This window comes from Donghicola mangrovi (genome assembly GCF_013377535.1).
Taxonomy (GTDB): Bacteria; Pseudomonadota; Alphaproteobacteria; order Rhodobacterales; family Rhodobacteraceae; genus Donghicola; species Donghicola mangrovi.
The window spans coordinates 206,887-229,637 of record NZ_JABCJE010000002.1; the positions used below are offsets into that span (position 1 = coordinate 206,887).

Consider the following 22,751-nt stretch of genomic DNA (forward strand, 5'->3'; position numbering starts at 1 on the left):
GGCGGTCTGGAGGGTTCCGGCCGCCTGATTGCGTTTTCTCGTGCGGGCTCACGCATGAGAGGCAGACCAAATGAGCATGACAATCGAAGAGACCCGTGAAGACCGCATTTTCCGCCGTATTGAAACCACGGCGGGGATCGTTGGCGATCTGATCACGGAAATCGAGACGTTGCAGCGGGAGATCCGCGCCGAAGAGGCCGGAGCTGCCACCAAAAGCGAGAAGAAGCTGGCGGAACTGCGGGTCTGGTTGAAACGGGCCTATGAACTGGAGGACCTTCATAATGAACGGACTGGACGGGTGCGCGGGTGCGCCGGAGAACTGGACCTTGCCGGAGCACGCGCTTCGATCGGGGGCCGGTTGGCTCGCCTCCGCGCCGCTGGAGGTGCAGGAGCAGTTTCTGGACAGTCTGAGTGAAGGAGAGCTGGCGGCGTTGCCGTGGCTGTTCGAGTTCTGGGCTTTGCCACACCAGTTGCCGCCTTCGGGGGATTGGCGCAGCTGGGTCATTATGGGCGGGCGCGGCGCGGGGAAAACCCGCGCCGGTGCCGAATGGGTGCGCGCGCGGGTCGAGGGCAGTAGGCCCCATGATCCGGGCGCGTGTTCCCGCATCGCGCTGGTCGGGGAGACTTTTGATCAGGTGCGCGAGGTGATGATTTTCGGAGAGAGCGGGATTTTGGCCTGCTCTCCGCCGGACAGACGGCCCGAATGGAGTGCGACTAGGCGGCGGCTGACTTGGCCCAATGGGGCCGAGGCGGCGGCCTTTTCTGCGCATGACTTCGAGGGCCTCAGGGGGCCGCAGTTCGATGGTGCTTGGGTCGATGAATTGGCCAAGTGGAAGAACGGACAGGAGGCTTGGGACATGCTGCAGTTTGCGCTGCGGCTGGGGGATGACCCGCGGGTCTGTGTTACGACGACGCCGCGGAATGTCGGGGTGCTGAAGGATTTGCTGAAGGCGTCGTCCACGGTGGTGACCCATGCGCGGACGCAAGACAATTCGGCTTATCTGGCGGGGTCGTTCCTGGCCGAGGTCGAGGCGCGCTATGCGGGGACGCGGCTGGGGCGGCAGGAATTGGATGGCGTGCTGCTGGAAGAGGCCGAAGGGGCGCTTTGGCGGGCGGCGGATTTGGAGCGGGCGCGGGTGGACCGGGTGCCCGAGTGCGACCGCGTTGTGGTGGCGGTGGACCCGCCTGTGACGGGGCACGCGGGGTCGGACACCTGCGGGATCGTCGTGGTGGGGGCTGTGTTGCAGGGGCCGCCGCAATCGTGGCGGGCCTATGTGCTGGAGGATGCCTCGGTGTCGGCAGCCAGCCCGATGGCTTGGGCGCAGGCGGCGGTGGCGGCGATGCGTCGGCATAGCGCCGACCGGATTGTGGCCGAGGTCAATCAGGGCGGCGATTTGGTCGAGACGGTTTTGCGGCAGGTGGACCCTTTGGTGGCATATCGCAAGGTTCATGCATCGCGCGGGAAGGTTGCTCGGGCTGAACCTGTGGCGGCGCTATACGAACAAGGGCGGGTGCGCCATGTGCGCGGGCTCGCCGATCTGGAGGATCAGATGTGCCGTATGGGGCCGCGTGGGTTTGAAGGCAAAGGCAGCCCCGACCGTGTAGATGCGCTTGTTTGGGGGGTGACCGACCTGCTGATTCAGGCGGCGGCGGGGTACCGGCATCCTCAGGTGCGCAGCCTCTAGGGGGCAGCGCACGGTGGTCCCAGCGGGGGTTAACTTTTACGGCGGATAAGTGTCACACAGACGGCGCGGGATGGTCCCTCGCCAGAACGGAACGGAGGGACAATGGCGGTTTTCGATCTCTTCCGGGGTCGGGCAGAGCCCCAGCCTGTGCCAGAGACCAAGGCCAGCGCGGCCGGTCCGGTGGTGCACTGGTCGGGGGGCGGACGGATTGCCTGGACCCCGCGGGATACGGTTTCCCTGACCCGTGCGGGGTTTGTCGGCAATCCGGTGGGCTTTCGTGCGGTCAAGGTGATCGCCGAGGCGGCGGCCTCTTTGCCGCTGATCCTGCAGGATCGCGCGGCGCGGTATTCGGAGCACCCTTGGCTGGCGCTTTTGAACCGGCCCAACGGGGCGCAGGGGCGGTCCGAGTTTCTGGAGACCCTGTATGGCCAGATGCTGCTTTCGGGGAACGGGTATATCGAGGCGGTCGGTGCCGAGGGTGTGCCGGAGGAGCTGCATGTGCTGCGCTCGGACCGGATGCATGTGGTGCCGGGGGCGGATGGTTGGCCGGTGGCCTATGACTATGTGGTCGGGGCGAAAAAGCACCGGTTCGACATGGTCGGCGGTCAGCCCGTTTGCCATATCCGCAGCTTTCACCCGCAAGACGACCATTATGGTCTGTCGCCCCTAGAGGCGTCGGGAACCGCGATTGATGTGCACAATTCGGCGGCGCGTTGGTCCAAGGCGTTGCTGGATAATGCGGCGCGGCCCTCGGGGGCAATCGTCTATTCCGGGGCCGAAGGGCAAGGCACCATGAGCGCGGATCAGTATGATCGTTTGGTATCCGAGATGGAGGCCCACCACACCGGTGCTCGCAATGCAGGGCGTCCGATGCTGCTGGAGGGCGGTCTAGACTGGAAGCCGATGGGCTTCAGCCCCAGCGATATGGAGTTCCAGAAGACCAAAGAGGCCGCCGCGCGGGACATCGCCATTGCCTTTGGCGTGCCGCCGATGCTGCTGGGGATCCCCGGGGACGCGACCTATGCCAATTACCAAGAGGCGCATAGGGCGTTCTATCGCCTGACGGTGCTGCCTTTGGCGGGCAAGGTGCTGGGGGCGCTGTCGAACTGGCTGTCGGTGCTGTCGGGTGAGGAATTGAGTTTGGGGCCAGACATGGACCAGATCCCCGCCTTGGCCGAGGAACGCGAGGCCCGGTGGCGCCGTGTGGCCAATGCCGGTTTCCTGACCGATGCGGAAAAGCGCGTGGCGTTGGGGTTCCCCGCCATGCCCGAGGAGAGTGCAGATGCTTGAACGTAAATTCCATCGCCCCGAGGCCGGTTTGCGCACCGATGGGGCCGAGATCAGCGGTTATGCTTCGGTCTTTGGTTTGGTGGATCGCGGCGGTGATGTGGTGGCCAAGGGCGCCTATGCGGCCTGTCTGGAGCGTCTAAAGGCCAAGAGCGGCAGCGTCCGGATGCTGTGGCAGCACGATCCCAACCAGCCTATCGGCGTATGGGACGAGCTGCGCGAAGACGACCATGGTCTATGGGTCAAGGGCCGCCTGCTGGAGAGCGTCGACAAGGGACGCGAGGCTGCGGCCTTGGTCAAGGCGGGTGCGCTGGACGGACTGTCGATTGGCTATCGCACCGTGCGTGCGGCCAAGGACGGCAAGGGGCGCCGCATTCTGCACGAAGTCGATCTGTGGGAGGTGTCGCTTGTGACCTTTCCCATGCTGCCTGACGCGACCGTTCAGGCCAAATCAAACGATCCCGCGGGGGCCTTTGTTCAGGCGCTGCGGCGGGCCGGTCAGGTGCTGACCCAAGCGTAACCCCAATCAAGGAGAGACCCGGATGGATCTGACCGAGGCCATGCCACGGACCGGAGGAGCTATGCCTGAGCTAGGCGAAATGCACAGCGCAATCAATGACTTCTTGGGCGCGATTGAAGCGTTCAAGGCCGATGTGAATTCGAAATTTCAAAAGCAGGAAGAGAGACTGACCATGCTTGACCGTAAATCCCTGACCGCAAAACGTCCCGCTCTGTCGATGGCCTATGACGTCGAAGCGCCCCACAAGAAGGCATTCGACGCCTATCTGCGCAGCGGCGACGATGAGGGCCTGCGCGGTCTGGATATCGAAGCCAAGGGCATGTCCACCGCAGTGGCGGCCGATGGTGGCTATTTGGTGGACCCTCAGACCAGCCAGCGGATTTCGGGCGTGCTGTCGAGCACCGCGTCGATCCGCGCGATTGCCAATGTCGTCAGCGTTGAGGCGACCAGCTATGACGTGCTGATCGACCGCGCCGAACTGGGCCACGGCTGGGCGAACGAAACCTCGACCATGGCCGAGACCGCGTCGCCCCAGATCGACCGTATCACCATCCCGCTGCACGAACTGTCGGCGCTGCCCAAGGCGTCGCAGCGTCTGCTGGACGACAGTGCGTTCGACATCGAGGGCTGGCTGGCGGGCCGTATCGCCGACAAGTTCGCCCGTGCCGAGGCTGCGGCCTTTGTGAACGGTGATGGCGTGGACAAGCCCAAGGGCTTCCTGACCCACAACCGCATCGACAACGAAATCTGGACCTGGGGCAATCTGGGCTATGTGACCACCGGCGCGGATGCGGCCTTTGGCGGGGCGGAGTGCCTGATTGATCTGGTGTACGCGCTGGGGGCCCAGTACCGCGCCCGTGCGCAGTTCGTGATGAACTCCAAGACCGCAGGCGCGGTGCGCAAGCTGAAGGACAATGATGGCCGCTTCCTGTGGTCGGACGGTCTGGCGGCGGGTGAGCCTGCGCGTCTTCTGGGCTATCCCGTCCTGATCGCCGAGGACATGCCCGATATCGTCAGCAGTTCCTGTGCGATTGCCTTCGGTGATTTCCAGGCGGGTTACACCGTGGCCGAGCGTCCCGATCTGCGCGTTCTGCGCGACCCCTTCAGCGCGAAACCTCACGTTCTGTTCTATGCGACCAAGCGCGTCGGCGGTGATGTCAGCGACTTCTCGGCGATCAAGCTGCTGAAATTCGCGACCGCCTAAGCGCGGCGCGATGGCTCGCCCTGAATGATGGGGCGGGCATGATCCCGCGCTGCTGCTGTCTGGCCAAATCCTCCGCACGAGGGCGGTGGCGCGGGTTTTCGGATTTCGAGGCGGGCTGATTTCGGAGAACAAAATGATCCTGAACGAAGAAACAAAGGTGCCTCTGGCGGCGCTTCCGGTGCAGGCGTTCAAGGCGCATCTGCGACTTGGGACCGGCTTTGGCGAGAATGCCGTGCAGGAGGCGGTTCTGGAAGGCTACCTGCGGGCGGCTCTGGCCGCGATCGAAGGGCGCACCGGCAAGGCGCTGATTGCCCGCGAATTTTCCTGCCGGATCGAAGAATGGCGCGATTGCGGTGGCCAGACCCTGCCGATGGCGCCGGTGCGTCAGATGCTGGAGTTCAGCCTGATCGATGTGGACGACAATCTGACCATCGTTCCCGCGGATCGGTACCGCTTGGCGGGGGATGACCAACGGCCCCGCGTTATTCCGCGCGGCACCCAGCTGCCAACCATTCCCACAGGTGGCTATGCCGAGGTGTTCTTTGTCGCCGGATATGCCGCGACGTGGGAGGAGCTTCCGGCCGATCTGGCTCAGGCGGTGATGCTGCTGGCTGCGCATTACTACGAATACCGTCACCAGAGCGCGGGTGGTGCAAGCGACATTCCCTTTGGCGTGTCCACGTTGATCGAGAGGTTCCGCACGGTGCGCAGCCTTGGGAGGATCGGCGTATGAGCCCGCGCTTGACCCATGAGGTAACGCTGGAGGCTCGGTCGCAGGTGCCTGATGGTGCGGGGGGCTTTCAGTCTGGTTGGACAGCGTTGGGCCAGCTTTGGGCAGAGATGCGTGCGGGGTCGGGGCGTTCGGCCTCGGGCCCCGCGGGGGAGGTGTCGCTGAGCCGCTTTCAGTTTGTGGTTCGTGCGGCCCCGGTGGGGGATGTTCAGCGGCCCGTGGCTGGCCAGCGGTTCACGATGGATGGCCGCGTTTGGGACATCGAAGCAGTGACTGAACTGGGTACCGATGGCCGCTACCTGACCTGCCACGCCACCGAGGAGGTCGGGCCATGAGTTACGTGATGGCGGCGGCACTACAGACCGCGCTCTATGACCGATTGGCGGGGGATGCGCCGATGGCGGCGCTGATCGGGGATGCGGTTTTTGACGCGGTGCCCGCAGGGACTTTGCCCGAGACCTATGTGCTTTTGGGCAGTGAAGTTGTCCGCGATCTGTCCGACCGCGAGACCCGAGCGGCGCTGCATGATTTCTCGGTTTCGGTTGTTTCTACCGCGAGCGGGTTTCTGACGGCCAAGCTGGTGGCTGCGGCGATCGGGCGGGCCTTGGAAGCGGGTGATCTGACCCTGAATGAAGGCCGCGTCGTCTGGCTGAAGTTCCAGAAGGCGCAGGCGAAACGCACCGACACCCACAGACAAATCGACCTGCGCTATCGGGCGCATGTCTCGGCTGAATAACCAAATCCTAAGAGGTGAAGTATGGCTGCACAGGCAGGCAAGGATCTGTTGATCAAGATCGATCAGACCGGCGACGGCGTCTTTGAAACTCTGGCGGGGCTGCGGGCGACGCGCCTGTCTTTCAACGCAGAAACCATTGATGTCACCAGTTTGGAGAGCGAGGGCGGTTGGCGCGAGCTGCTGTCGGGCGCCGGGGTGAAGTCCGCGTCGATTTCGGGGTCCGGTGTGTTCAAGGACACAGCCGGTGACGAACGCGCGCGCCAGATTTTCTTTGACGGTCAGACGCCCGCATTTCAGGTGATTATCCCAGATTTCGGTGTGGTTCAGGGGGCGTTCCAGATCACCTCGATCGAATACGCGGGAACCTATGACGGCGAGGCGACCTATGAGCTGTCGCTGGCCTCGGCGGGCGCGATGGACTTCACGGCGCTATGATGGCGAACCCTTGGGCCGGAGAGGTGACACTGCAGGTGAACGGTGTCCCTGTGGTGCTGAAGCTGACCCTTGGGGCCTTGGCGGGGCTGGAGGCGCGGTTGGGCGCTGACAGCCTGGTCGGGCTGATCGAGCGCTTCGAGGGCGGTGCCTATCGCGCGGCTGATCTGCTGGCGCTGATCCACGCGGGTTTGCAGGGCGGCGGTTGGCACGGGACCGAGGCCGAACTGGCGCAGGCCGAAATCGCTGGCGGTTTTGCCCATGCGACGGCTGTTGCTGCAAGGGCGCTGGCTTTGGCCTTTGCTCCGCCCGAGGGCGCTTGATGGCGGTTCTGGATTACTCGGGGCTCCTGCGCGTCGGCCTGACCGAATTGCGCCTGAAACCTGCGGAGTTCTGGGCGCTTACCCCCTTTGAACTGATGACCATGTCGGGGCGCATCCCAGCGTCCCGCCCCATGGTCCGCGCGCGGCTCGAGGAATTGGGCCGTGCTTTCCCTGATGGGCAGGAGAAGAGCGATGACTGAGAATTTGGACGCCTTGCAGGACGATCTGGATCGGCTGGAACAAAGCCTTGATGGGGCTGCCAGCCTGACCCGCGGCTTCGAGGCCGAGTTGACCCGTATGCGAGAGGGTCTGGGCGAAACCACGCTGGATATGCGCCGGATGGAACGGGGGATGTCCAGTGGTTTGCGAAAGGCCTTTGACGCGGTGGTGCTGGATGGCGCCCGGCTGAGCGATAGTCTGACGGGCTTGGGGCAGTCCATGGTGAACGCTGCCTACACCAGCGCGGTGAAACCTGTGACCGACCAAGTCGGAGGCCTGTTGGCGGGTGGCATCGGGGCGCTGATGACCGGCGTCAAACCCTTTGCCAATGGCGGGGCGTTTGTTCAGGGGCGGGTGATGCCCTTTGCCAAGGGGGGCGTGGTGAGCGCGCCGACGAGCTTTCCGATGAAAGGCGCGACTGGCCTGATGGGTGAGGCTGGCCCGGAGGCGATCATGCCGCTGACCCGTGGGCCGGATGGCGCGCTGGGGGTCCGGGCCAGCGGGGGCGCCCTTTCGGTGCAGGTGGTTATGAACATCCAGACGCCCGACGCCGAAGGGTTCCGCCGCAGCCAGAGCCAGATCGCCGCCCGTATGGGGCGTGTCATTGGTCAGGCCCAACGCAACCGCTAAGACCGCAAAGGAAGATAGGATGGATTTCCACGAGGTAAGGTTTCCCGCTGATCTGAGTTTCGGGTCCGCCGGTGGCCCCGAACGCCGCACGCGCATTGTGACGCTGGCCAACGGGTACGAGGAGCGCAACACATCCTGGCAGCATTCGCGCCGCCGTTATGACGCGGGTCTTGGGTTGCGCTCGCTGGGGGATCTGGAGGCGCTAATCGGTTTTTTCGAGGCGCGCCGTGGCCCTTTGTACGGGTTTCGCTGGAAGGACTGGAGCGATTATCGCTCGGTCATGGGGCAGGGTGAGCTGACCCCCGAGGATGTCGAGATCGCCGTTGCTGATGGTGCGACCCGCCAGTTTGCGCTGGCCAAGGAATATCGCTCGGGCAGTCAGACCTATTTACGGCCCATCACCAAGCCGGTGCGCGCCACCGTTCGCATCGCCGCTGATGGGGTTGAGATGCACGAAGGCATCGATTGGTCTCTTGAGTATGGATCGGGATTGATCACCTTCGTGACCCCGCCCGAGGCTGGTGCAACGATCACCGCAGGCTTTGAATTCGACGTTCCTGTGCGGTTCGACACGGAACGGATCAGCATCTCGATGGCCAGTTTCAACGCGGGTGAGGTGCCAGATGTGCCCGTGGTGGAGGTTCGGGTATGAGCGCGCTGTCACATCATTTGGTGGGCGGGATCACGACGGTGTGTCAGGCTTGGGCCATTGAGCGCCTGGACGGGGTGGCACTCGGTTTCACCGACCATGACTGTTCGCTGGAATTCGACGGGATCACGTTTCGCCCTCAGGGCGGGATGACCGCGACGGCGCTGGAGCAAACCACTGGTCTGGCCGTGAACAATGCCGAAGCAGTCGGTGTGCTGAGTGACGTAGGTTTGACCGAGGCGGATATAGGCGCAGGTCTTTTTGATGGCGCTCGTCTCACCGCGTGGCAGGTGAATTGGGCAGACCCGACACAGCGCGAAATCACCTTTCGCGGAAGGCTGGGCGATATCCAATACGCCGATGGCCAGTTTATAACCGAAATCCGCGGGCTAACGGATGCTCTGAACCAACCCAGAGGGCGCAGCTACCAGAAGGGGTGTTCTGTGCTGCTCGGGGATGCGTGCTGCGGGGTGGATCTGGATCAGGCCTTGTTCCGTCTGGAGGGTACGCTGACGGGTATCGAGGATGCCCGTGTTTTGACGGTTTCCACTGACGGGTTGCATGACAGCGGCTGGTTTACCCGCGGGTCAGTGCTGATTGGCGCGGGCGGGTATCCCCTGAAAGGCGCGATAAAGTCGGACAAGGTAAACGGAGACGCGCGGCGGATAGAGTTGTGGGAACCGCTGTCTAGTGTGCCAGTGATCGGTGAGGTTGTGGTGCTGTTCGCGGGCTGTGACAAGCGGTTCGATACTTGCCGCTACAAGTTTTTAAACGCGCAGAACTTCATGGGTTTTCCGGATATTCCCGGTGACGACTGGATGTTGCGCTATCCAGGGACTGCCGAGCCGATGGATGGGAAGAGCCGCCGATGACGTCGATTGCGGAACAGGCCTTGGCCGAGGCGCGGGACTGGATCGGCACGCCCTATCTGCATCAGGCCAGCCGCAAGGGGGCGGGCACGGATTGCCTTGGCCTTTTGCGGGGTGTGTGGCGGCATCTTTACGGGGCCGAGCCTGAGATGATCCCGGCCTACACCGCTGATTGGTCCGAATCCCAAGGGGAAGAGGCCTTGTGGCACGCTGCCCGTCGGCACCTCATCGAGAAGCCTTTGGCTAATGCGGATTCGGGGGATGTCCTGCTGTTCCGGATGCGCTCGGGCGCTGTGGCGAAACATGTCGGGCTGCAAGGTCGCGTGGGTAAGGCACCAAGCTTTGTCCATGCATTCGGCAATCATGCGGTTCTCGAAAGCCCCCTTAGTGAACCCTGGTCGCGCCGCATGGTGGCGCGCTTTGAATTTCCAAACGAGGTAACGTGATGGCGACGATTATTCTTTCGGCTGCAGGTGGTGCTCTGGGCGGCGCGATCGGTGGAGGCATCGCGGGGCTGGGCATGGCAACGCTTGGCCGTGCGGGGGGCGCTATGTTGGGGCGGGCCTTGGATCAACGACTGTTTTCGCGCGCGCTGGGCGGCTCTGCCCCGGTCGAAGTTGGTCGGATGAACCGTCTGCGCATTGGCTCTTCGTCCGAGGGGGCCGGTATGGCGCGGGTTTATGGCCGCACCCGCGTGGCCGGGCAGGTGATCTGGGCCACGCGGTTCACGGAAACGGTGCGGACGTCGACCACAACATCCGGTGGAGGCAAGGGCACCAGCCCAAGCCATGAGACCAAGACCAGCAAGTATTCCTATTCGATCAGTCTGGCGATCGCCCTGTGCGAGGGCGAGGTTTCTCGTGTTGGCCGGATTTGGGCCGATGGGGCAGAGCTGGACCGCTCTACGCTGAACTACCGTGTCTATCGCGGGGCTATGGACCAACTGCCTGATCCCTTGATCGAGGCGATCGAAGGCTCTGGTGCGGTTCCGGCCTATCGCGGGACGGCATATGTGGTGTTTGAAGATCTGGCGCTGGCGCCCTTTGGTAACCGCATTCCCCAATTCAGCTTCGAGGTCGTGCGCTCTGCGTCCGAAGATGCAGGCGACTATGGCGATATCGCGCGCGATCTGACTGCCGTGGCGATGATCCCCGGCACCGGAGAGTACGCTTTGGCGACCACTCCGGTGCATTACGGGGCGGGGCAAGGGCGCAATATTTCGGCCAATGTGAACAGCTTCAGCGGCGTGAGTGATCTGGAAACCTCGGTCGAGGCGCTGGTGCAGGAGGCGCCGAATTGCCGGGCGACCTCATTGGTGGTTTCGTGGTTCGGCAGTGACTTGCGGTGCGGGTTCTGCCAGATTCAGCCCAAAGTCGAGCAATCCCTGCACGAGGGCGCTGGAATGCCTTGGCGTGTCAGCGGATTGACCCGCGATCTGGCCGAACCGGTTCCACAACTGGATGACGGTCCGGTTTATGGCGGTACGCCCACGGATCAGTCGGTGATCGAGGCGATCCGTCACCTGAATGCGGTGGGTCAGGAAGTGATGTTCTATCCGTTCATCCTGATGGATCAACTGGGGGACAACGGGCTGACGGACCCTTGGACGGGCGCGGATGATCAACCACCTCTGCCTTGGCGGGGACGGATTACTCTGTCGGTTGCACCGGGCCAACAAGGATCGCCGGACGGCACCAGCCTTGCGGATGATGAAGTTTCTGCATTCGTGGGGCAGGCCAGTGTCGCCGATTTCGCGCTTGTGGACGGGCAGGTTGTGTATTCCGGCCCCGAGGAATGGTCGCTGCGCCGCTTTGTGCTGCACAACGCGATGCTGTGTCAGGCGGCTGGCGGCGTGCACGCGTTCTGCATCGGCTCAGAGCTTCGGGGGCTGACCCAGATACGGGGTGCGAGCGGTTTTCCGGTGGTCGAAGCTTTAATGGCCTTGGCCGATGACGTGCGCTGCATTTTGGGGCCGGATGTGAAGCTGGGCTATGCGGCGGACTGGAGCGAATATTGGGGGTATCAGCCTCAGGATGGCAGCGGGGATCGCTATTTCCATCTCGACCCGCTTTGGGCGCATCCCCAAATCGATTTCGTGGGAATCGACAACTACATGCCCCTGTCAGACTGGCGCGACGAAGAGGGGCACGCGGATGAAAATTGGGGCTCGATCTATGATCTGGAGTACCTGCAGTCGAACATCGAAGGCGGTGAGGGGTTCGATTGGTACTACCCCAGTGAGGCCGCTCGTGACCGCCAACAGCGCGCACCGATCACCGATGGCGCCCATGGGGAACCTTGGGTTTATCGCTATAAGGATATCCGTAGCTGGTGGACGAGTCATCACCACGAACGCATAGCTGGCCAACGCAGTCAGACCTCGACGGCTTGGGAGCCATTCTCCAAGCCGATCTGGTTCACCGAAATCGGGTGCGCCGCTGTGGACAAGGGGACCAATCAGCCCAACAAATTCGTCGATCCGAAATCCTCGGAGTCTGCGCTGCCCTATTACTCGACCGGTGAGCGGGACGAATTCATGCAGATGCAGTATCTGCGGGCCATGCGCGAATATTGGCAGGATGCGGGGAATAACCCCGTCTCGCCGGTTTACGCTGGGCCGATGATCGACGCTGAGCGCATGTTCGTTTGGGCTTGGGATGCGCGGCCCTATCCGGCATTTCCGAACCATGGGACGGTCTGGAAAGACGCCCCCAACTATACGCGCGGGCATTGGGTGACGGGCCGCAGTGGGCATCGGTCCTTGGCATCTGTGGTGGCTGAACTGTGTGCTTCCGTGGGGGTGACCGAGGTTGATACGCGGCAATTATATGGTGTTGTGCGCGGCTATCTCGAAGACGGTCCCCAGAGTGTTCGCGCAGCCTTGCAGGGCCTGATGATGACCCACGGGTTCGATGCGGTGGAACAAGGGGGCGATCTGGTTTTTCGATCGCGCGGTGTATCTGGTGTCAAACTGATCAATCCGGAGGTTGTTCTGGCCCATGATGACGGCGATATCCGGCGTAATCGCGCCTCGGATCAGGAGTTGCCGAATGCGGCGCAATTGTCTTTCGCCGAGGCGGATGCGGGGTTCGAGCCCGTGTCGGTCGAGGTTCGCGCCCCATGGCAGTCGGTTCAACGCCCTGCTGCCTCCGAGGTTCAGGCGGTTCTGACCAAAGGCGAGGCGCGTCAGGCCCTTGATCGCTGGATGTCAGAGCTGCGTCTGGGACGTGAAACAGTGAGCTTTGCGCTGCCTCCGTCCCGTGGGGATGTGGTTGCGGGGGATCTGATCGCCTTCGAGACCGCGCCAGAGGTGATTTATCGGGTCGAGCATGTGACCTCGGATCTGGAGCGAGAGATCGAAGCAGTGCGCGTGGACCCATCGGTCTATCGGCCCGCGCCAGAGGTTGCCGAGCAAGCGATCACAGCGCCCTTCGTGCCGCCAATGCCTGCGCTGTGTATGGCGCTGGACCTGCCGCTGTTGCGCGGGGACGAGGTGCCACATGCGCCCTATCTGGCCGCAACTGCGGACCCTTGGCCCGGTGGCGTGAACATCTATCGCAGTCGCGTCGATGCGGGATATCGACTGGCAATGACACTGGAGGCTCAGGCTACCATCGGCACCTTGGCTACGGCGCTCGCGTTCGCTCCGACTGGGATCGAGCAGAAGGGTGTGACGCTGGAGGTCGATCTGGTGTCGGGCGTTCTGACTTCGGTGACAGAGGAGGCATTCCTGGCTGGTGGCAACCTGATTGCGATGGGGGACGGCACCCCTGACGGGTGGGAACTGCTCCAGTTCCGGAATGCGGAACCTTTGGGCGGTGGACGCTATGCGTTGTCGGGGTTCTTGCGTGGGCAGGCGGGCACAGATCGGTTGATCCCCGATGAATGGCCGGTGGGCAGCTATGTTGTGCTGATAGATGGCGCATTGCTGCAGATGGACTTGCCGCCGGAAACACTGGGGCAGCCGTGGTTCCTGCGGACCGGGCCGGTGGGGCGGCCTTATGACGACCGATCCTATGAGACGGTAGAACGGACGTTCTCTGGGCAGGGGCTGGCGCCTTACCGTCCGTGCCATCCGGTGTGCGAGCTGCACGGGGATGCCCATCTGGTCGGGTGGGTGCGGCGGACGCGCCTTGGCGGGGATGACTGGTCCCGCCCCGAGGTGCCCTTGGCTCAAACATCAGAGCAATATCTTCTGCGCATCTATGCACAGGGAACTCTGGTCCGCGAGGCGACGGTAAATGACCCGTCATTTACCTATACCCAAGCGATGCGTGCCCAAGACGGCGCTGAGAATGGATATCGCATTGAAATCGCACAGGTTTCAGACCTGTTTGGCGCAGGTCCTGCGATCAGCCTTTACGTCGATCATTAACCCAGTTCGGGGCGCAGGAGCACTTTCTTGCGCCCCGATCACAATCGCGTCCTTGTGTTTCGCACAGCAATCCTATCTGTTATGGTACCTCGAAAGAGCGGAGAGCCCGAATGCCTGAGACACAATCAAAGATTGCTTCGATCGATCCCGTCTGGACCCGCATCGTCGAAGAAGCCGAGCAAGCCATCAAGGACGAGCCGCTTCTGGGTGGCCTAATCCACTCGACGATCCTGCACCACGGGTCGCTGGAACGCGCGCTGACCTACCGGATGGCGATGAAGCTGTCCTCGCCCGAGATGTCCGAGCAGTTGCTGCGCGAGATCGCGGACGAAGCCTATGCCAGCGAGCCTTCGCTGGGGGAATCGGCGCGTGCGGACATTGTTGCGGTCTACGACCGTGACCCCGCATGTTTGCGTTACATCCAGCCCTTGCTGTTCTTCAAAGGCTTTCAGGCCATCCAAAGCTATCGCGTCGCCCATTGGCTGTGGAACAGCGGGCGCAAGGATCTGGCCTATTTCCTTCAGATGCGCATTTCCGAGCAGTTCGGTCTGGACGTCCATCCGGCGGCCCATATCGGCCGTGGCATCATGATTGACCACGCGCACTCGATTGTTATCGGGGAAACCGCTGTTGTTGGGGACAACGTCTCGATGCTGCATTCGGTCACCCTTGGCGGGACTGGCAAAGAGGAAGAGGATCGTCACCCCAAGATTGGCAACGGCGTTCTGATCGGCGCGGGTGCCAAGGTTCTGGGCAACATCAAGGTTGGCGATTGCTCGCGGATTGCGGCGGGTTCCGTCGTTCTGCACGAAGTTCCGCCCTGCAAGACCGTGGCGGGTGTTCCCGCCCGTATCGTCGGCGAAGCGGGATGCAGCCAGCCTGCGCTCAGCATGGACCACAGCTTTCCGTCTAACGGATAAGCAGGTCACTTCCGGTTAATAATGCAAAAGCGGAGTCGCGATAATGCGGCTCCGCTTTTTCGTTTTTAGGGGTCCCAATTTTCTGCCGTCAAAGGACATTCAACCAAGGCAGAATGAAGCGATTAATTGACTGATCAATAAAAAATGCAAACAGATCGGGGTCTTAAAAGCAGAAGGGGCGAAACGGTCCATCCGTTTCGCCCCTGTTTTCCTAGAAAGTGAGCGGCTTCCTTAAGGAGACCGTAGATACTTCGTATATGAAGTTCAAACTGTCCTCTGGTATACCGCTATATCTTTAGGATAGGTCCGCTTGCTTATGCCAGCATCAACATCGGGTTTTCGAGGTTCGATGCGATGGCCGTCAGCAGCTCGGCACCCAGTGCGCCGTCGATCACACGGTGATCCACGCTCAGGGTGACGGACATGACGGTTGCCACTTCGATCTCGCCCGCGTCGTTGATGATCGGCTTCTTGACGCCAGCGCCGACTGCCAGGATCGCACCGTGGGGCGGGTTGATCACAGCGTCAAAGTTGTCGATGCCGAACATCCCCAGGTTCGAGATCGCGAAGCTGCCGCCCTGATATTCATGGGGTGCCAGCTTGCGGTCACGGGCGCGCTTGGCCAGATCTTTCATCTCTGCCGACAGAGCGGACAGGGACTTCATCTCTGCGTCCTTGAGCACGGGGGTGAACAGACCGCCTTCGATCGCAACGGCGACAGCCACGTCCGATGCCTTCATTTCCAGCACGCGGTCACCGGCCCAAACAGCGTTCGCCGAGGGGCAGGCTTGCAGCGCCAGCGCACAGGCCTTGATGACAAAGTCGTTCACCGACAGCTTCACGCCGCGGCCTTCGAGCTGCTTGTTCAGCTGGCCACGGAATTTCAGCAGGGCGTCCAGCTTGATGTCGCGGCGCAGGTAGAAGTGCGGGATGGTCTGCTTGGCTTCGGTCAGACGCGCAGCGATGGTCTTGCGCATACCGTCCAGCTTCTTCTCTTCGAACTGACGGCCCTCGTACATTTTGAGGACGGCGTCGGTCGAAGGACCGGTCGCGACGGCAGCGGCAGGCGCAGCGGCCTTCGGCGCTTCGGCAGCGGCTGCGGGGGCAGCGGCGGCTTTGGGCGCGGCGGTTGCGTTCAGAACGTCGGCCTTGACGATGCGGCCACGGGGACCGGACCCAGCGATGGCACCCAGATCCAGACCTTTGTCCGCAGCGATACGGCGGGCCAGCGGCGATGCGAACACGCGATCACCCGAAGCAGCCACGGGGGCTGCAGGGGCGGGCGCGGCAGCAGCGGCAGGTGCAGCCGCTTCGGCCGCAGCAGGTGCCGCCGCCGGAGCCGGAGCAGCCGAAGCCGCCCCGATGTCGCTTGCGCTTTCGCCATCAGCCAGCAGAACGGCGATGGGGGTGTTGACCTTCACGCCTTCGCTGCCTTCGGCGATCAGCAGTTTGCCGATCACGCCGTCGTCCACGGCTTCGAATTCCATAGTCGCTTTGTCGGTCTCGATCTCGGCCAGCAGGTCGCCGGACGATACGGTGTCACCCTCTTTGACCAGCCACTTGGCCAGAGTGCCCTCTTCCATAGTCGGAGACAGGGCGGGCATCAGGATTTCGGTAGGCATTCTTCGATCTCCTTAGCGGTAGGTCACTTGCTTGACGGCTTCGATCACTTCGTCAGTGGTCACAAGCGCCAGCTTTTCGAGGTTCGCGGCGTAGGGCATCGGAACGTCCTTGCCGGTCAGGTTGATGACGGGGGCGTCCAGATAGTCGAACGCTTCCTGCATCAGGATCGAGCTGATGTGGTTACCGATCGAGCAGACAGGGAAGCCTTCTTCGACGGTGACGCAGCGGTTGGTCTTCATGACCGACTTGATTACGGTGTCTTTGTCCAGCGGACGCAGGGTACGCAGGTCGATGACTTCGGCGCTGATGCCCTCTGCGGCCAGTTTGTCCGCCGCTTCCAGAGCATAGGTCATGCCGATGCCGAACGAAACGATGGTCACATCTGTGCCTTCGCGCCAGATTTTGGCTTTGCCGAAGGGCACGGTGTAATCGTCCAGAACCGGAACTTCGAACGATTTACCGTACAGGATCTCGTTCTCGAGGAAGATGACCGGGTTCGGATCGCGCACGGCGGTCTTGAACAGGCCTTTGTAGTCCGCTGCAGAGTAGGGCATCACAACTTTCAGACCGGGGATCTGCGCGTACCAAGCCGCATAGTCCTGGCTGTGCTGCGCGCCAACGCGGGCCGCTGCGCCGTTCGGGCCGCGGAACACGATCGGGCAACCCATCTGGCCACCGGACATGTACAGGGTCTTCGCGGCCGAGTTGATGATGTGGTCAATCGCCTGCATCGCGAAGTTGAAGGTCATGAATTCGACGATCGGCTTCAGGCCGGCCATTGCCGAACCCACGGCCACACCGGCAAAGCCGTGCTCGGTGATCGGGGTGTCGATCACGCGCTTGGCGCCGAATTCGTCCAAGAGACCTTGGGTGATTTTGTAGGCGCCTTGGTATTCGGCAACCTCTTCACCCATGATGTACACGTCTTCGTCGCGGCGCAGTTCTTCGGCGATGGCGCTGTTGAGCGCTTCGCGAACGGTCATCGACTTGAATTCGGTGCCTTCGGGGATTTCGGGCTCTGCGGGAACCACGATCTCGACCGGGCCTTTGGCCGCGGCGGGAACGCTGGCGGGCGCGGCGGCTGCCGGTGCTGCGGCCTCGGGGGCTGCGGCGGGGGCAGGGGCGGCGTCAACGGATTCACCCTCTTCGACCATGATGGCGATGGGGGTGTTGACCTTCACGCCTTCGGAGCCTTCGGCGATCAGGATCTTGCCGATGATGCCTTCGTCCACGGCTTCGAATTCCATGGTGGCTTTGTCGGTTTCGATCTCGGCGATCACGTCGCCCGAGCTGACTTTATCGCCTTCTTTCACCAGCCACTTGGCCAGCGTGCCCTCTTCCATCGTGGGCGACAGGGCGGGCATCAATACTTCGGTTGCCATAATAGTGTGTCCTCTCCCTTAGGCCTTGGCGTAGATATCGGTCCAGAGTTCCGAAAGCGCGGGTTCCGGGCTTTCTTTGGCGAACTCGGCCGACTCGTTGACGATCGCTTTGATGTCTTTGTCGATGGCCTTCAGATCATCTTCGGTTGCGTGACCGCCGCTCAGCAGCAGTTCGCGCACGTGTTCGATGGCGTCGCGCTCTTCGCGCATTTTCTGAACTTCTTCACGGGTACGGTACTTTGCGGGGTCAGACATGGAGTGCCCGCGGTAACGATAGGTCTTCACCTCGAGGATGTAGGGGCCTTTGCCTGCGCGGCAGTGTGCGACAGCCTTCTCGCCGGCTTCTTTCACGGCCAGAACGTCCATACCGTCAACTTCTTCGCCTGCGATGCCGTACGCTTCGCCGCGTTTCCAAAGAGCGGGCGATTTGGTCGAACGCGCGACCGAGGTGCCCATGGCGTACTGGTTGTTCTCGATGACAAAGATCACCGGCAGTTCCCACAGCTGCGCCATGTTGTAGGTCTCGTAGACCTGACCCTGGTTGGCAGCGCCGTCGCCGAAATAGGCAAAGGTCACGCGGCCGTTGCCCTTGTATTTGTCTGCGAATGCCAGACCGGCCCCCAGCGGAACCTGCGCGCCGACGATGCCGTGACCGCCGTAGAAGTGCTTCTCTTTGCTGAACATGTGCATCGAGCCGCCTTTGCCGCGCGAATAGCCGCCTTCGCGGCCGGTCAGCTCGGCCATCACGCCCTTGGCGTCCATGCCGCAGGCCAGCATGTGGCCGTGGTCACGGTACGAGGTGATGCGCTTGTCGCCTTCTTCGGTCGCTGCCTCAAGGCCGACAACCACAGCTTCCTGACCGATGTACAGGTGGCAGAAACCGCCAATCAGACCCATACCATACAGTTGGCCGGCCTTTTCCTCGAACCGGCGGATTAACAGCATCTCGCGATAGTATTTCAGCAGGTCTTCTGCCGATACATTCGGTTTTGCTGCACTTTTGCGGGTGGCCATAGTCCGTCCCCTCCCATTTCAAGCAAATAGTTTAGCGTTAAACTATTCATATCCGATCTCTTCGCGCGATGCGAGAGAAAATCGTGCGCTCCCGAAAAACGGGAGCGGATTTGTGCGCGTTCACCAAAGGTGTATGGGGGGGTAAGGTTCTGTATGCGCAGAGTCCCGATTTGAGGCAATGTGTATACAAAATAAAACCGCCCCCCGAAGGGAGCGGCCTTGTCGTGTGAGTGGTGACAAGAAACTTTAGCGGATGATGATCTCGTCTGCGCGGACCATCCCCAGAACCTCGCGGGCCTGCTGGTCCAGCAGGTCGAGATCCAGAAATCCATCTGACAGGCGGCGAGTCATATTCTCCATCCTGTCGACTTCAGCTTGAAGCGAAGCGAGCTCGGCACGTAATGCATCCGTCTCTGCCTCGATCTCGGCGCGGCGAAAAATGCCATAGTCGCCTTGCACTGCTGCAAAGGTAAAGTACAAACCTGCGGTAAACGCAAGGGTAAAATAGATCAAAAACCCGACACCGGGACGCTGCTCTGCCATGTTGCCTCTGACGGTGTCCGCCAATTTCGCTGTTGCCCAGCTTGTGGGTAAAATACTGCCACAACGATATTGTTCGCGGAACCCCCTAAAAAAGGGGGATAAGAATAACTTACCCCCCGTTCGATAGTGTCTTGCTTAGCCCAGAGCGGCCACACCGGGCAGGGTCTTGCCTTCCATCCACTCGAGGAAGGCGCCGCCTGCGGTCGAGATGTAGGTGAAGTCATCGGCTGCACCGGCCTGATTTAGGGCCGAAACGGTATCACCGCCGCCTGCGATCGACACCAGCTTGCCGTCTTTGGTCAGATCGGCAGCGGCTTTGGCGGCGGCGTTGGTTGCGGCGTTAAAGGGTTCGATCTCGAACGCGCCAAGTGGGCCGTTCCAGATCAGGGTCTTGGACTGCTCAAACACGCTTACGATTTTCGCAACGGCGGCGGGGCCGGCGTCCAGAATCATCGCGTCTGCGGGGCAGGCGTCGTTGGCAACGGTCTCGTTTTTCGCGTTCGCGGCGAATTCCCACGACACGACGACATCCTCGGGCAGGACAATTTCGCAACCGGCGCCAGAGGCTTTGTCCATGATCTCTTTGGCGGTGCCGGTCAGGTCATGCTCGCACAGCGATTTGCCGACGTTGATGCCCTGCGCCGCAAGGAAGGTGTTGGCCATGCCGCCACCGATCACCAGATAATCCACCTTTTCGATCAGGTTCGACAGCAGGTCCAGCTTGGTCGAAACCTTGGCGCCACCAACAACAGCCACCACGGGACGCTGGGGCTGACCCAGAGCCGCCTCGAGGGCCTTCAGTTCGGCTTCCATATTGCGACCTGCGCAGGCGGGCAGCAGATGGGCCAGACCTTCGGTCGAGGCGTGGGCGCGGTGCGCGGCCGAGAACGCGTCGTTGCAGAAGATATCGCCCAGCGCGGCGAATTCAGCGGCCAGCGCGGGGTCGTTCTTTTCTTCACCGGGGTGGAAACGGGTGTTTTCGATCAGCACGATGCTGCCTTCGGCAGCGGCGGCCACATCGGCAGCGTCCAGCGTTTCAACGAAAGTCACCGAACGGCCCAGAACCTCTTCCAGCTTGGAAACGATGTGGCGCAGGGACATTTCGGGGACGACTTTGCCCTTGGGGCGGTCGTAGTGGGCCAGAAGGACCGGAGTGCCACCAGCAGCAAAGATCGAGTCGATGGTGGGCTTGATCCGTTCGATGCGGGTGGCATCGGTGACCACACCGTCCTTCATCGGGACGTTGATATCTACACGGGTCAGAACGCGTTTACCGTTCAGGTCCATCTCGTCGAGGGTTTTCCAGGCCATAATCGTGGCTCCTCCTAAATATAACCTGTGCGTTTCTTCGCCTGAGCGCGGCTTCACGTCAACGGCTTAGCTTGGCAATCGCACGGTGACGGCTTAAGTCTGTGCCCAAATACAATGAAAGGACCAGTCATGGCCGAGATCAAAGATCCTGAAAACACCATCCTGATCGAACTGAAGGACGGCACCGTCGTTATCGAACTGCTTCCCGATGTTGCGCCCAAGCATTCCGAGCGCATGAAGGAACTGGCCCGTGAAGGCGCCTATGACAACGTTGCATTCCACCGTGTGATCGACGGCTTCATGGCCCAGACCGGCGATGTCGAGCACGCCAACATGGAAAAAGACTACAACCCCGGCCGCGCAGGCACCGGCGGTTCGGACAAGCCCGATCTGCCCGCTGAATTCAGCAAACTGCCCCACGACCGTGGTACCCTTGGCGCGGCGCGCTCGATGAACCCGAACTCGGCCAACAGCCAGTTCTTCATCAACTTCAAGGACAACCACTTCCTGAACGGTCAGTACACCGTTTATGGCCGCGTGATTTCGGGCATGGAGTTCGTGGACAAGATCGTCCGTGGCGAGCCCCCCCGTAACCCCGATCGCATGATCAGCGTGAAAGTCGCCGCAGATGCTGAAGCGTAATCTTCTGGCGCTGGGGCTGGCCGTGCTGGCAGGCCCCGTTCTGGCCAAAGGTCTGGACATCACCGTCGCTGGCGAGGCGAACGGCACCATCCATATCGAACTGCTGGACGACGTTGCCCCCAAGCACGTCGAGCAGATCACCGCTCTGGCGGCCGAAGGGGCCTATGATGGCGTGGTGTTCCACCGCGTGATCGAGGGCTTCATGGCACAGACCGGTGACGTGCAGTTCGGTAGGATGGGCGACGGTTTCGACATGCGCCGCGCGGGTATGGGCGGCTCTGACCGCGAAGACCTGCCGGCAGAGTTCTCGGACGAGAGCTTTGATCGCGGTGTCGTCGGTATGGCGCGTTCGATGGACCCGAACTCGGCCAACAGCCAGTTCTTCATCATGTTCGCCCCTGCGCCCCACCTGAACGGTCAATACACCGTTGTGGGCCGCGTGACCGAGGGCATGGACGTGGTTGACACGATCAAGCGCGGCACCGGCGGCAACGGCGCTGTTATTGGCGAGCCCGATGTTATGACCAAGGTCGTCGTGACCGAATAAGCGCTGGTGCGCTGCGCCGCTGTCGCGGCGTTTTGGGTATTTTTACCAAGATGAAGGGGCGGGCGCAGCGATGTGTCCGCCCTTTTGCTGTTTGGCAAAGAGGCGGGTGAAGGGGGCGGTCAGGGATGTGGGGCCGTATTGGTGTGCATAGGCGCCGGTGCCGAGTTTGAAGCGGGAAAGGCCGGGGCTGCGGTGGGTGTCGATCAGGCCGAGGTCAAGCTGGGTGATGCCGGTGGATTGCAGGGTGCGGGCGGCGTGCCAGAGCAGGAAGTTGTGGGCCGATGTCTGGCGGCCCGTCGGGTTTGACCAGCCGATCTGGTAGGTGGCGGTGGTGCCGTGGATCAGGATCAGGATGGCGGCGATCCGGTGGCCCTCGTGGTGAGCGGACAGGATGAAGCCTGCATTGAGGCCGTTGGCGTGGGCCCATGCGTTAAGGAATGCGGGCGGGTGGCTGCGGTAGCCGCGCTGGTGCGCTTGGGTTTCGTTAACCTTGAGCAGCCAGTGCTCGGGGCGGTCTGGCAGGGTTTCGCGGCGTAGGGAAAGGCTGGCCGTTTCCGCGTGCATCAGCCTGTTGCGCCATTTCTGGTGGAGCCTCGCGCGCAGGTCCGGCCCCAGATCCCAGAGCGCCGAAGTGGCGCCTGTCAGGATCGGGATCGCGTTTGGCGGGCAGGGGCTGCCAGTGGTGATTACCGTGCGGTAGCGTCTGCGCAGCAGCCTGTGAAGATCGCGAAAGGCCTGCGTTTTATGGATGCTCGATAGGTCTGGCGCCCAGATGGGGCTTTGGGCGAGGTAAGCCACGGGCCCGACAACCGGCCAGCGCCGGAGAAGGATATGTGCCTGACCCGAGGGTGCGGAGACATCCCCCAGGGTCAGGCAAACAGTTGTATGACCAAGTGCTGCGCAGGTTCTATGATATGCCGCGCTTTGCTGCATGGGGGCCGGAATGCTTGCCGGGGGGATGGCTGATCGGTCGGTCCATGCGGTTGTCATGAACACTATTAACCATGCGTAAACCTAACAGATGGTTAATGGCGCCATGAAAAAGCGAAATAATTCCGAAACCTTTGTCATGGGGGTAAACGCAACAGCGCCCCGACCAACTTTGATCGG

The 22,751-nt window shown here is 61.9% G+C and carries 25 protein-coding genes; 19 read left to right on the top strand and 6 right to left on the bottom strand.

Annotation, left to right across the window (positions count from 1 at the left end):
• The first annotated feature begins 70 nt into the window (after positions 1-70).
• From HJ536_RS20825 to cysE, 17 genes are all read left to right on the top strand, one after another.
• Positions 71-415 (top strand): hypothetical protein, encoded by a 345-nt coding sequence (locus tag HJ536_RS20825; RefSeq protein WP_228028432.1) that lies wholly within the window; start codon positions 71-73, stop codon positions 413-415.
• Positions 327-1,685: a DNA-packaging protein gene (locus tag HJ536_RS05535; RefSeq protein ID WP_228028665.1), complete on the top strand. Its 1,359-nt coding sequence runs from the start codon at positions 327-329 to the stop codon at positions 1,683-1,685. Before HJ536_RS20825 ends, HJ536_RS05535 begins: the two co-directional genes overlap by 89 nt.
• A 102-nt stretch (positions 1,686-1,787) precedes the next feature.
• The gene (locus HJ536_RS05540) at positions 1,788-2,975 is read left to right on the top strand and encodes a phage portal protein (protein ID WP_177156966.1); all 1,188 of its coding nucleotides are present in this window, start codon (positions 1,788-1,790) and stop codon (positions 2,973-2,975) included.
• Positions 2,968-3,492: an HK97 family phage prohead protease gene (locus HJ536_RS05545; protein ID WP_177156967.1), complete on the top strand. Its 525-nt coding sequence runs from the start codon at positions 2,968-2,970 to the stop codon at positions 3,490-3,492. Before HJ536_RS05540 ends, HJ536_RS05545 begins: the two co-directional genes overlap by 8 nt.
• A gap of 61 nt (positions 3,493-3,553) precedes the next feature.
• Entirely contained in the window at positions 3,554-4,696 is a 1,143-nt protein-coding gene (locus tag HJ536_RS05550) for a phage major capsid protein (RefSeq protein WP_228028646.1), read from the top strand.
• A gap of 133 nt (positions 4,697-4,829) precedes the next feature.
• Entirely contained in the window at positions 4,830-5,429 is a 600-nt protein-coding gene (locus tag HJ536_RS05555; protein WP_177156969.1) for a head-tail connector protein, read from the top strand.
• Positions 5,426-5,761: a head-tail adaptor protein gene (locus HJ536_RS05560; protein WP_177156970.1), complete on the top strand. Its 336-nt coding sequence runs from the start codon at positions 5,426-5,428 to the stop codon at positions 5,759-5,761. Before HJ536_RS05555 ends, HJ536_RS05560 begins: the two co-directional genes overlap by 4 nt.
• The gene (locus HJ536_RS05565; RefSeq protein ID WP_177156971.1) at positions 5,758-6,162 is read left to right on the top strand and encodes a DUF3168 domain-containing protein; all 405 of its coding nucleotides are present in this window, start codon (positions 5,758-5,760) and stop codon (positions 6,160-6,162) included. The genes HJ536_RS05560 and HJ536_RS05565 overlap by 4 nt, the downstream gene beginning before the upstream one ends.
• Before the next feature lie 21 nt (positions 6,163-6,183).
• Complete coding sequence (locus tag HJ536_RS05570; RefSeq protein WP_177156972.1) at positions 6,184-6,597, top strand: phage major tail protein, TP901-1 family; 414 nt, start codon at positions 6,184-6,186, stop codon at positions 6,595-6,597.
• Entirely contained in the window at positions 6,594-6,917 is a 324-nt protein-coding gene (locus HJ536_RS05575; protein WP_420811082.1) for a gene transfer agent family protein, read from the top strand. Before HJ536_RS05570 ends, HJ536_RS05575 begins: the two co-directional genes overlap by 4 nt.
• The gene (locus HJ536_RS05580; protein ID WP_177156973.1) at positions 6,917-7,117 is read left to right on the top strand and encodes a phage tail assembly chaperone; all 201 of its coding nucleotides are present in this window, start codon (positions 6,917-6,919) and stop codon (positions 7,115-7,117) included. Before HJ536_RS05575 ends, HJ536_RS05580 begins: the two co-directional genes overlap by 1 nt.
• Positions 7,110-7,766, top strand: coding sequence for a phage tail tape measure protein (locus tag HJ536_RS05585; protein ID WP_177156974.1), 657 nt, complete (start codon positions 7,110-7,112; stop codon positions 7,764-7,766). Before HJ536_RS05580 ends, HJ536_RS05585 begins: the two co-directional genes overlap by 8 nt.
• Before the next feature lie 19 nt (positions 7,767-7,785).
• Positions 7,786-8,418, top strand: a complete 633-nt coding sequence (locus HJ536_RS05590; RefSeq protein WP_177156975.1) for a DUF2460 domain-containing protein — start codon at positions 7,786-7,788, stop codon at positions 8,416-8,418.
• Complete coding sequence (locus tag HJ536_RS05595) at positions 8,415-9,287, top strand: DUF2163 domain-containing protein (RefSeq protein ID WP_177156976.1); 873 nt, start codon at positions 8,415-8,417, stop codon at positions 9,285-9,287. Before HJ536_RS05590 ends, HJ536_RS05595 begins: the two co-directional genes overlap by 4 nt.
• The gene (locus tag HJ536_RS05600; RefSeq protein ID WP_177156977.1) at positions 9,284-9,730 is read left to right on the top strand and encodes an NlpC/P60 family protein; all 447 of its coding nucleotides are present in this window, start codon (positions 9,284-9,286) and stop codon (positions 9,728-9,730) included. The genes HJ536_RS05595 and HJ536_RS05600 overlap by 4 nt, the downstream gene beginning before the upstream one ends.
• Entirely contained in the window at positions 9,730-13,659 is a 3,930-nt protein-coding gene (locus tag HJ536_RS05605; RefSeq protein ID WP_177156978.1) for a baseplate multidomain protein megatron, read from the top strand. The genes HJ536_RS05600 and HJ536_RS05605 overlap by 1 nt, the downstream gene beginning before the upstream one ends.
• Before the next feature lie 110 nt (positions 13,660-13,769).
• Positions 13,770-14,579, top strand: a complete 810-nt coding sequence (gene cysE, locus HJ536_RS05610; protein WP_177156979.1) for a serine O-acetyltransferase — start codon at positions 13,770-13,772, stop codon at positions 14,577-14,579.
• Positions 14,580-14,893: 314 nt separating this feature from the next.
• On the opposite strand, the gene HJ536_RS05615 is transcribed toward cysE, so the two are convergent.
• The 5 genes from HJ536_RS05615 to HJ536_RS05635 all read right to left on the bottom strand — a co-directional run bounded on the left by HJ536_RS05615 (position 14,894) and on the right by HJ536_RS05635 (position 20,452).
• Complete coding sequence (locus tag HJ536_RS05615) at positions 14,894-16,201, bottom strand: pyruvate dehydrogenase complex dihydrolipoamide acetyltransferase (protein WP_177156980.1); 1,308 nt, start codon at positions 16,199-16,201, stop codon at positions 14,894-14,896.
• Between the two features lie 12 nt (positions 16,202-16,213).
• Positions 16,214-17,584: a pyruvate dehydrogenase complex E1 component subunit beta gene (locus HJ536_RS05620; RefSeq protein WP_176854186.1), complete on the bottom strand. Its 1,371-nt coding sequence runs from the start codon at positions 17,582-17,584 to the stop codon at positions 16,214-16,216.
• A gap of 18 nt (positions 17,585-17,602) precedes the next feature.
• Positions 17,603-18,598 carry a pyruvate dehydrogenase (acetyl-transferring) E1 component subunit alpha gene (pdhA, locus tag HJ536_RS05625; protein ID WP_176854187.1) on the bottom strand — a complete coding sequence of 332 codons (996 nt, stop codon included), beginning with the start codon at positions 18,596-18,598 and terminating at the stop codon, positions 17,603-17,605.
• A 246-nt stretch (positions 18,599-18,844) separates the two neighbouring features.
• Positions 18,845-19,141, bottom strand: a complete 297-nt coding sequence (locus tag HJ536_RS05630) for an FtsB family cell division protein (RefSeq protein ID WP_176854188.1) — start codon at positions 19,139-19,141, stop codon at positions 18,845-18,847.
• Between the two features lie 135 nt (positions 19,142-19,276).
• A complete protein-coding gene (locus HJ536_RS05635) occupies positions 19,277-20,452 on the bottom strand; it encodes a phosphoglycerate kinase (protein WP_176854189.1) in 1,176 nt (391 codons plus the stop codon).
• Positions 20,453-20,581: 129 nt separating this feature from the next.
• Here HJ536_RS05635 and HJ536_RS05640 point away from each other — a divergent pair, with 129 nt between their 5' ends.
• A complete protein-coding gene (locus tag HJ536_RS05640) occupies positions 20,582-21,094 on the top strand; it encodes a peptidylprolyl isomerase (protein ID WP_177156981.1) in 513 nt (170 codons plus the stop codon).
• On the top strand, positions 21,081-21,641 hold the full coding sequence (locus tag HJ536_RS05645) for a peptidylprolyl isomerase (RefSeq protein ID WP_177156982.1): 561 nt from the start codon (positions 21,081-21,083) through the stop codon (positions 21,639-21,641). Before HJ536_RS05640 ends, HJ536_RS05645 begins: the two co-directional genes overlap by 14 nt.
• Positions 21,642-21,683: 42 nt before the next feature.
• Here the strand turns inward: HJ536_RS05645 and HJ536_RS05650 are convergent, their stop codons facing one another.
• Positions 21,684-22,439, bottom strand: coding sequence for a GNAT family N-acetyltransferase (locus tag HJ536_RS05650; protein WP_177156983.1), 756 nt, complete (start codon positions 22,437-22,439; stop codon positions 21,684-21,686).
• Between the last annotated feature and the right edge of the window lie 312 nt (positions 22,440-22,751).

What these genes read in the sequence shown, in the direction of transcription:
- HJ536_RS20825 (WP_228028432.1), top strand. Translation starts at nt 71, where the DNA reads ATGAGCATGACAATCGAAGAGACCCGTGAAGACCGCATTTTCCGCCGT.
- HJ536_RS05540 (WP_177156966.1), top strand. Translation starts at nt 1,788, where the DNA reads ATGGCGGTTTTCGATCTCTTCCGGGGTCGGGCAGAGCCCCAGCCTGTG.
- HJ536_RS05545 (WP_177156967.1), top strand. Translation starts at nt 2,968, where the DNA reads ATGCTTGAACGTAAATTCCATCGCCCCGAGGCCGGTTTGCGCACCGAT.
- HJ536_RS05550 (WP_228028646.1), top strand. Translation starts at nt 3,554, where the DNA reads ATGCCTGAGCTAGGCGAAATGCACAGCGCAATCAATGACTTCTTGGGC.
- HJ536_RS05555 (WP_177156969.1), top strand. Translation starts at nt 4,830, where the DNA reads ATGATCCTGAACGAAGAAACAAAGGTGCCTCTGGCGGCGCTTCCGGTG.
- HJ536_RS05560 (WP_177156970.1), top strand. Translation starts at nt 5,426, where the DNA reads ATGAGCCCGCGCTTGACCCATGAGGTAACGCTGGAGGCTCGGTCGCAG.
- HJ536_RS05565 (WP_177156971.1), top strand. Translation starts at nt 5,758, where the DNA reads ATGAGTTACGTGATGGCGGCGGCACTACAGACCGCGCTCTATGACCGA.
- HJ536_RS05570 (WP_177156972.1), top strand. Translation starts at nt 6,184, where the DNA reads ATGGCTGCACAGGCAGGCAAGGATCTGTTGATCAAGATCGATCAGACC.
- HJ536_RS05575 (WP_420811082.1), top strand. Translation starts at nt 6,594, where the DNA reads ATGATGGCGAACCCTTGGGCCGGAGAGGTGACACTGCAGGTGAACGGT.
- HJ536_RS05580 (WP_177156973.1), top strand. Translation starts at nt 6,917, where the DNA reads ATGGCGGTTCTGGATTACTCGGGGCTCCTGCGCGTCGGCCTGACCGAA.
- HJ536_RS05585 (WP_177156974.1), top strand. Translation starts at nt 7,110, where the DNA reads ATGACTGAGAATTTGGACGCCTTGCAGGACGATCTGGATCGGCTGGAA.
- HJ536_RS05590 (WP_177156975.1), top strand. Translation starts at nt 7,786, where the DNA reads ATGGATTTCCACGAGGTAAGGTTTCCCGCTGATCTGAGTTTCGGGTCC.
- HJ536_RS05595 (WP_177156976.1), top strand. Translation starts at nt 8,415, where the DNA reads ATGAGCGCGCTGTCACATCATTTGGTGGGCGGGATCACGACGGTGTGT.
- HJ536_RS05600 (WP_177156977.1), top strand. Translation starts at nt 9,284, where the DNA reads ATGACGTCGATTGCGGAACAGGCCTTGGCCGAGGCGCGGGACTGGATC.
- HJ536_RS05605 (WP_177156978.1), top strand. Translation starts at nt 9,730, where the DNA reads ATGGCGACGATTATTCTTTCGGCTGCAGGTGGTGCTCTGGGCGGCGCG.
- cysE (WP_177156979.1), top strand. Translation starts at nt 13,770, where the DNA reads ATGCCTGAGACACAATCAAAGATTGCTTCGATCGATCCCGTCTGGACC.
- HJ536_RS05615 (WP_177156980.1), bottom strand. Translation starts at nt 16,201, where the DNA reads ATGCCTACCGAAATCCTGATGCCCGCCCTGTCTCCGACTATGGAAGAG.
- HJ536_RS05620 (WP_176854186.1), bottom strand. Translation starts at nt 17,584, where the DNA reads ATGGCAACCGAAGTATTGATGCCCGCCCTGTCGCCCACGATGGAAGAG.
- pdhA (WP_176854187.1), bottom strand. Translation starts at nt 18,598, where the DNA reads ATGGCCACCCGCAAAAGTGCAGCAAAACCGAATGTATCGGCAGAAGAC.
- HJ536_RS05630 (WP_176854188.1), bottom strand. Translation starts at nt 19,141, where the DNA reads ATGGCAGAGCAGCGTCCCGGTGTCGGGTTTTTGATCTATTTTACCCTT.
- HJ536_RS05635 (WP_176854189.1), bottom strand. Translation starts at nt 20,452, where the DNA reads ATGGCCTGGAAAACCCTCGACGAGATGGACCTGAACGGTAAACGCGTT.
- HJ536_RS05640 (WP_177156981.1), top strand. Translation starts at nt 20,582, where the DNA reads ATGGCCGAGATCAAAGATCCTGAAAACACCATCCTGATCGAACTGAAG.
- HJ536_RS05645 (WP_177156982.1), top strand. Translation starts at nt 21,081, where the DNA reads ATGCTGAAGCGTAATCTTCTGGCGCTGGGGCTGGCCGTGCTGGCAGGC.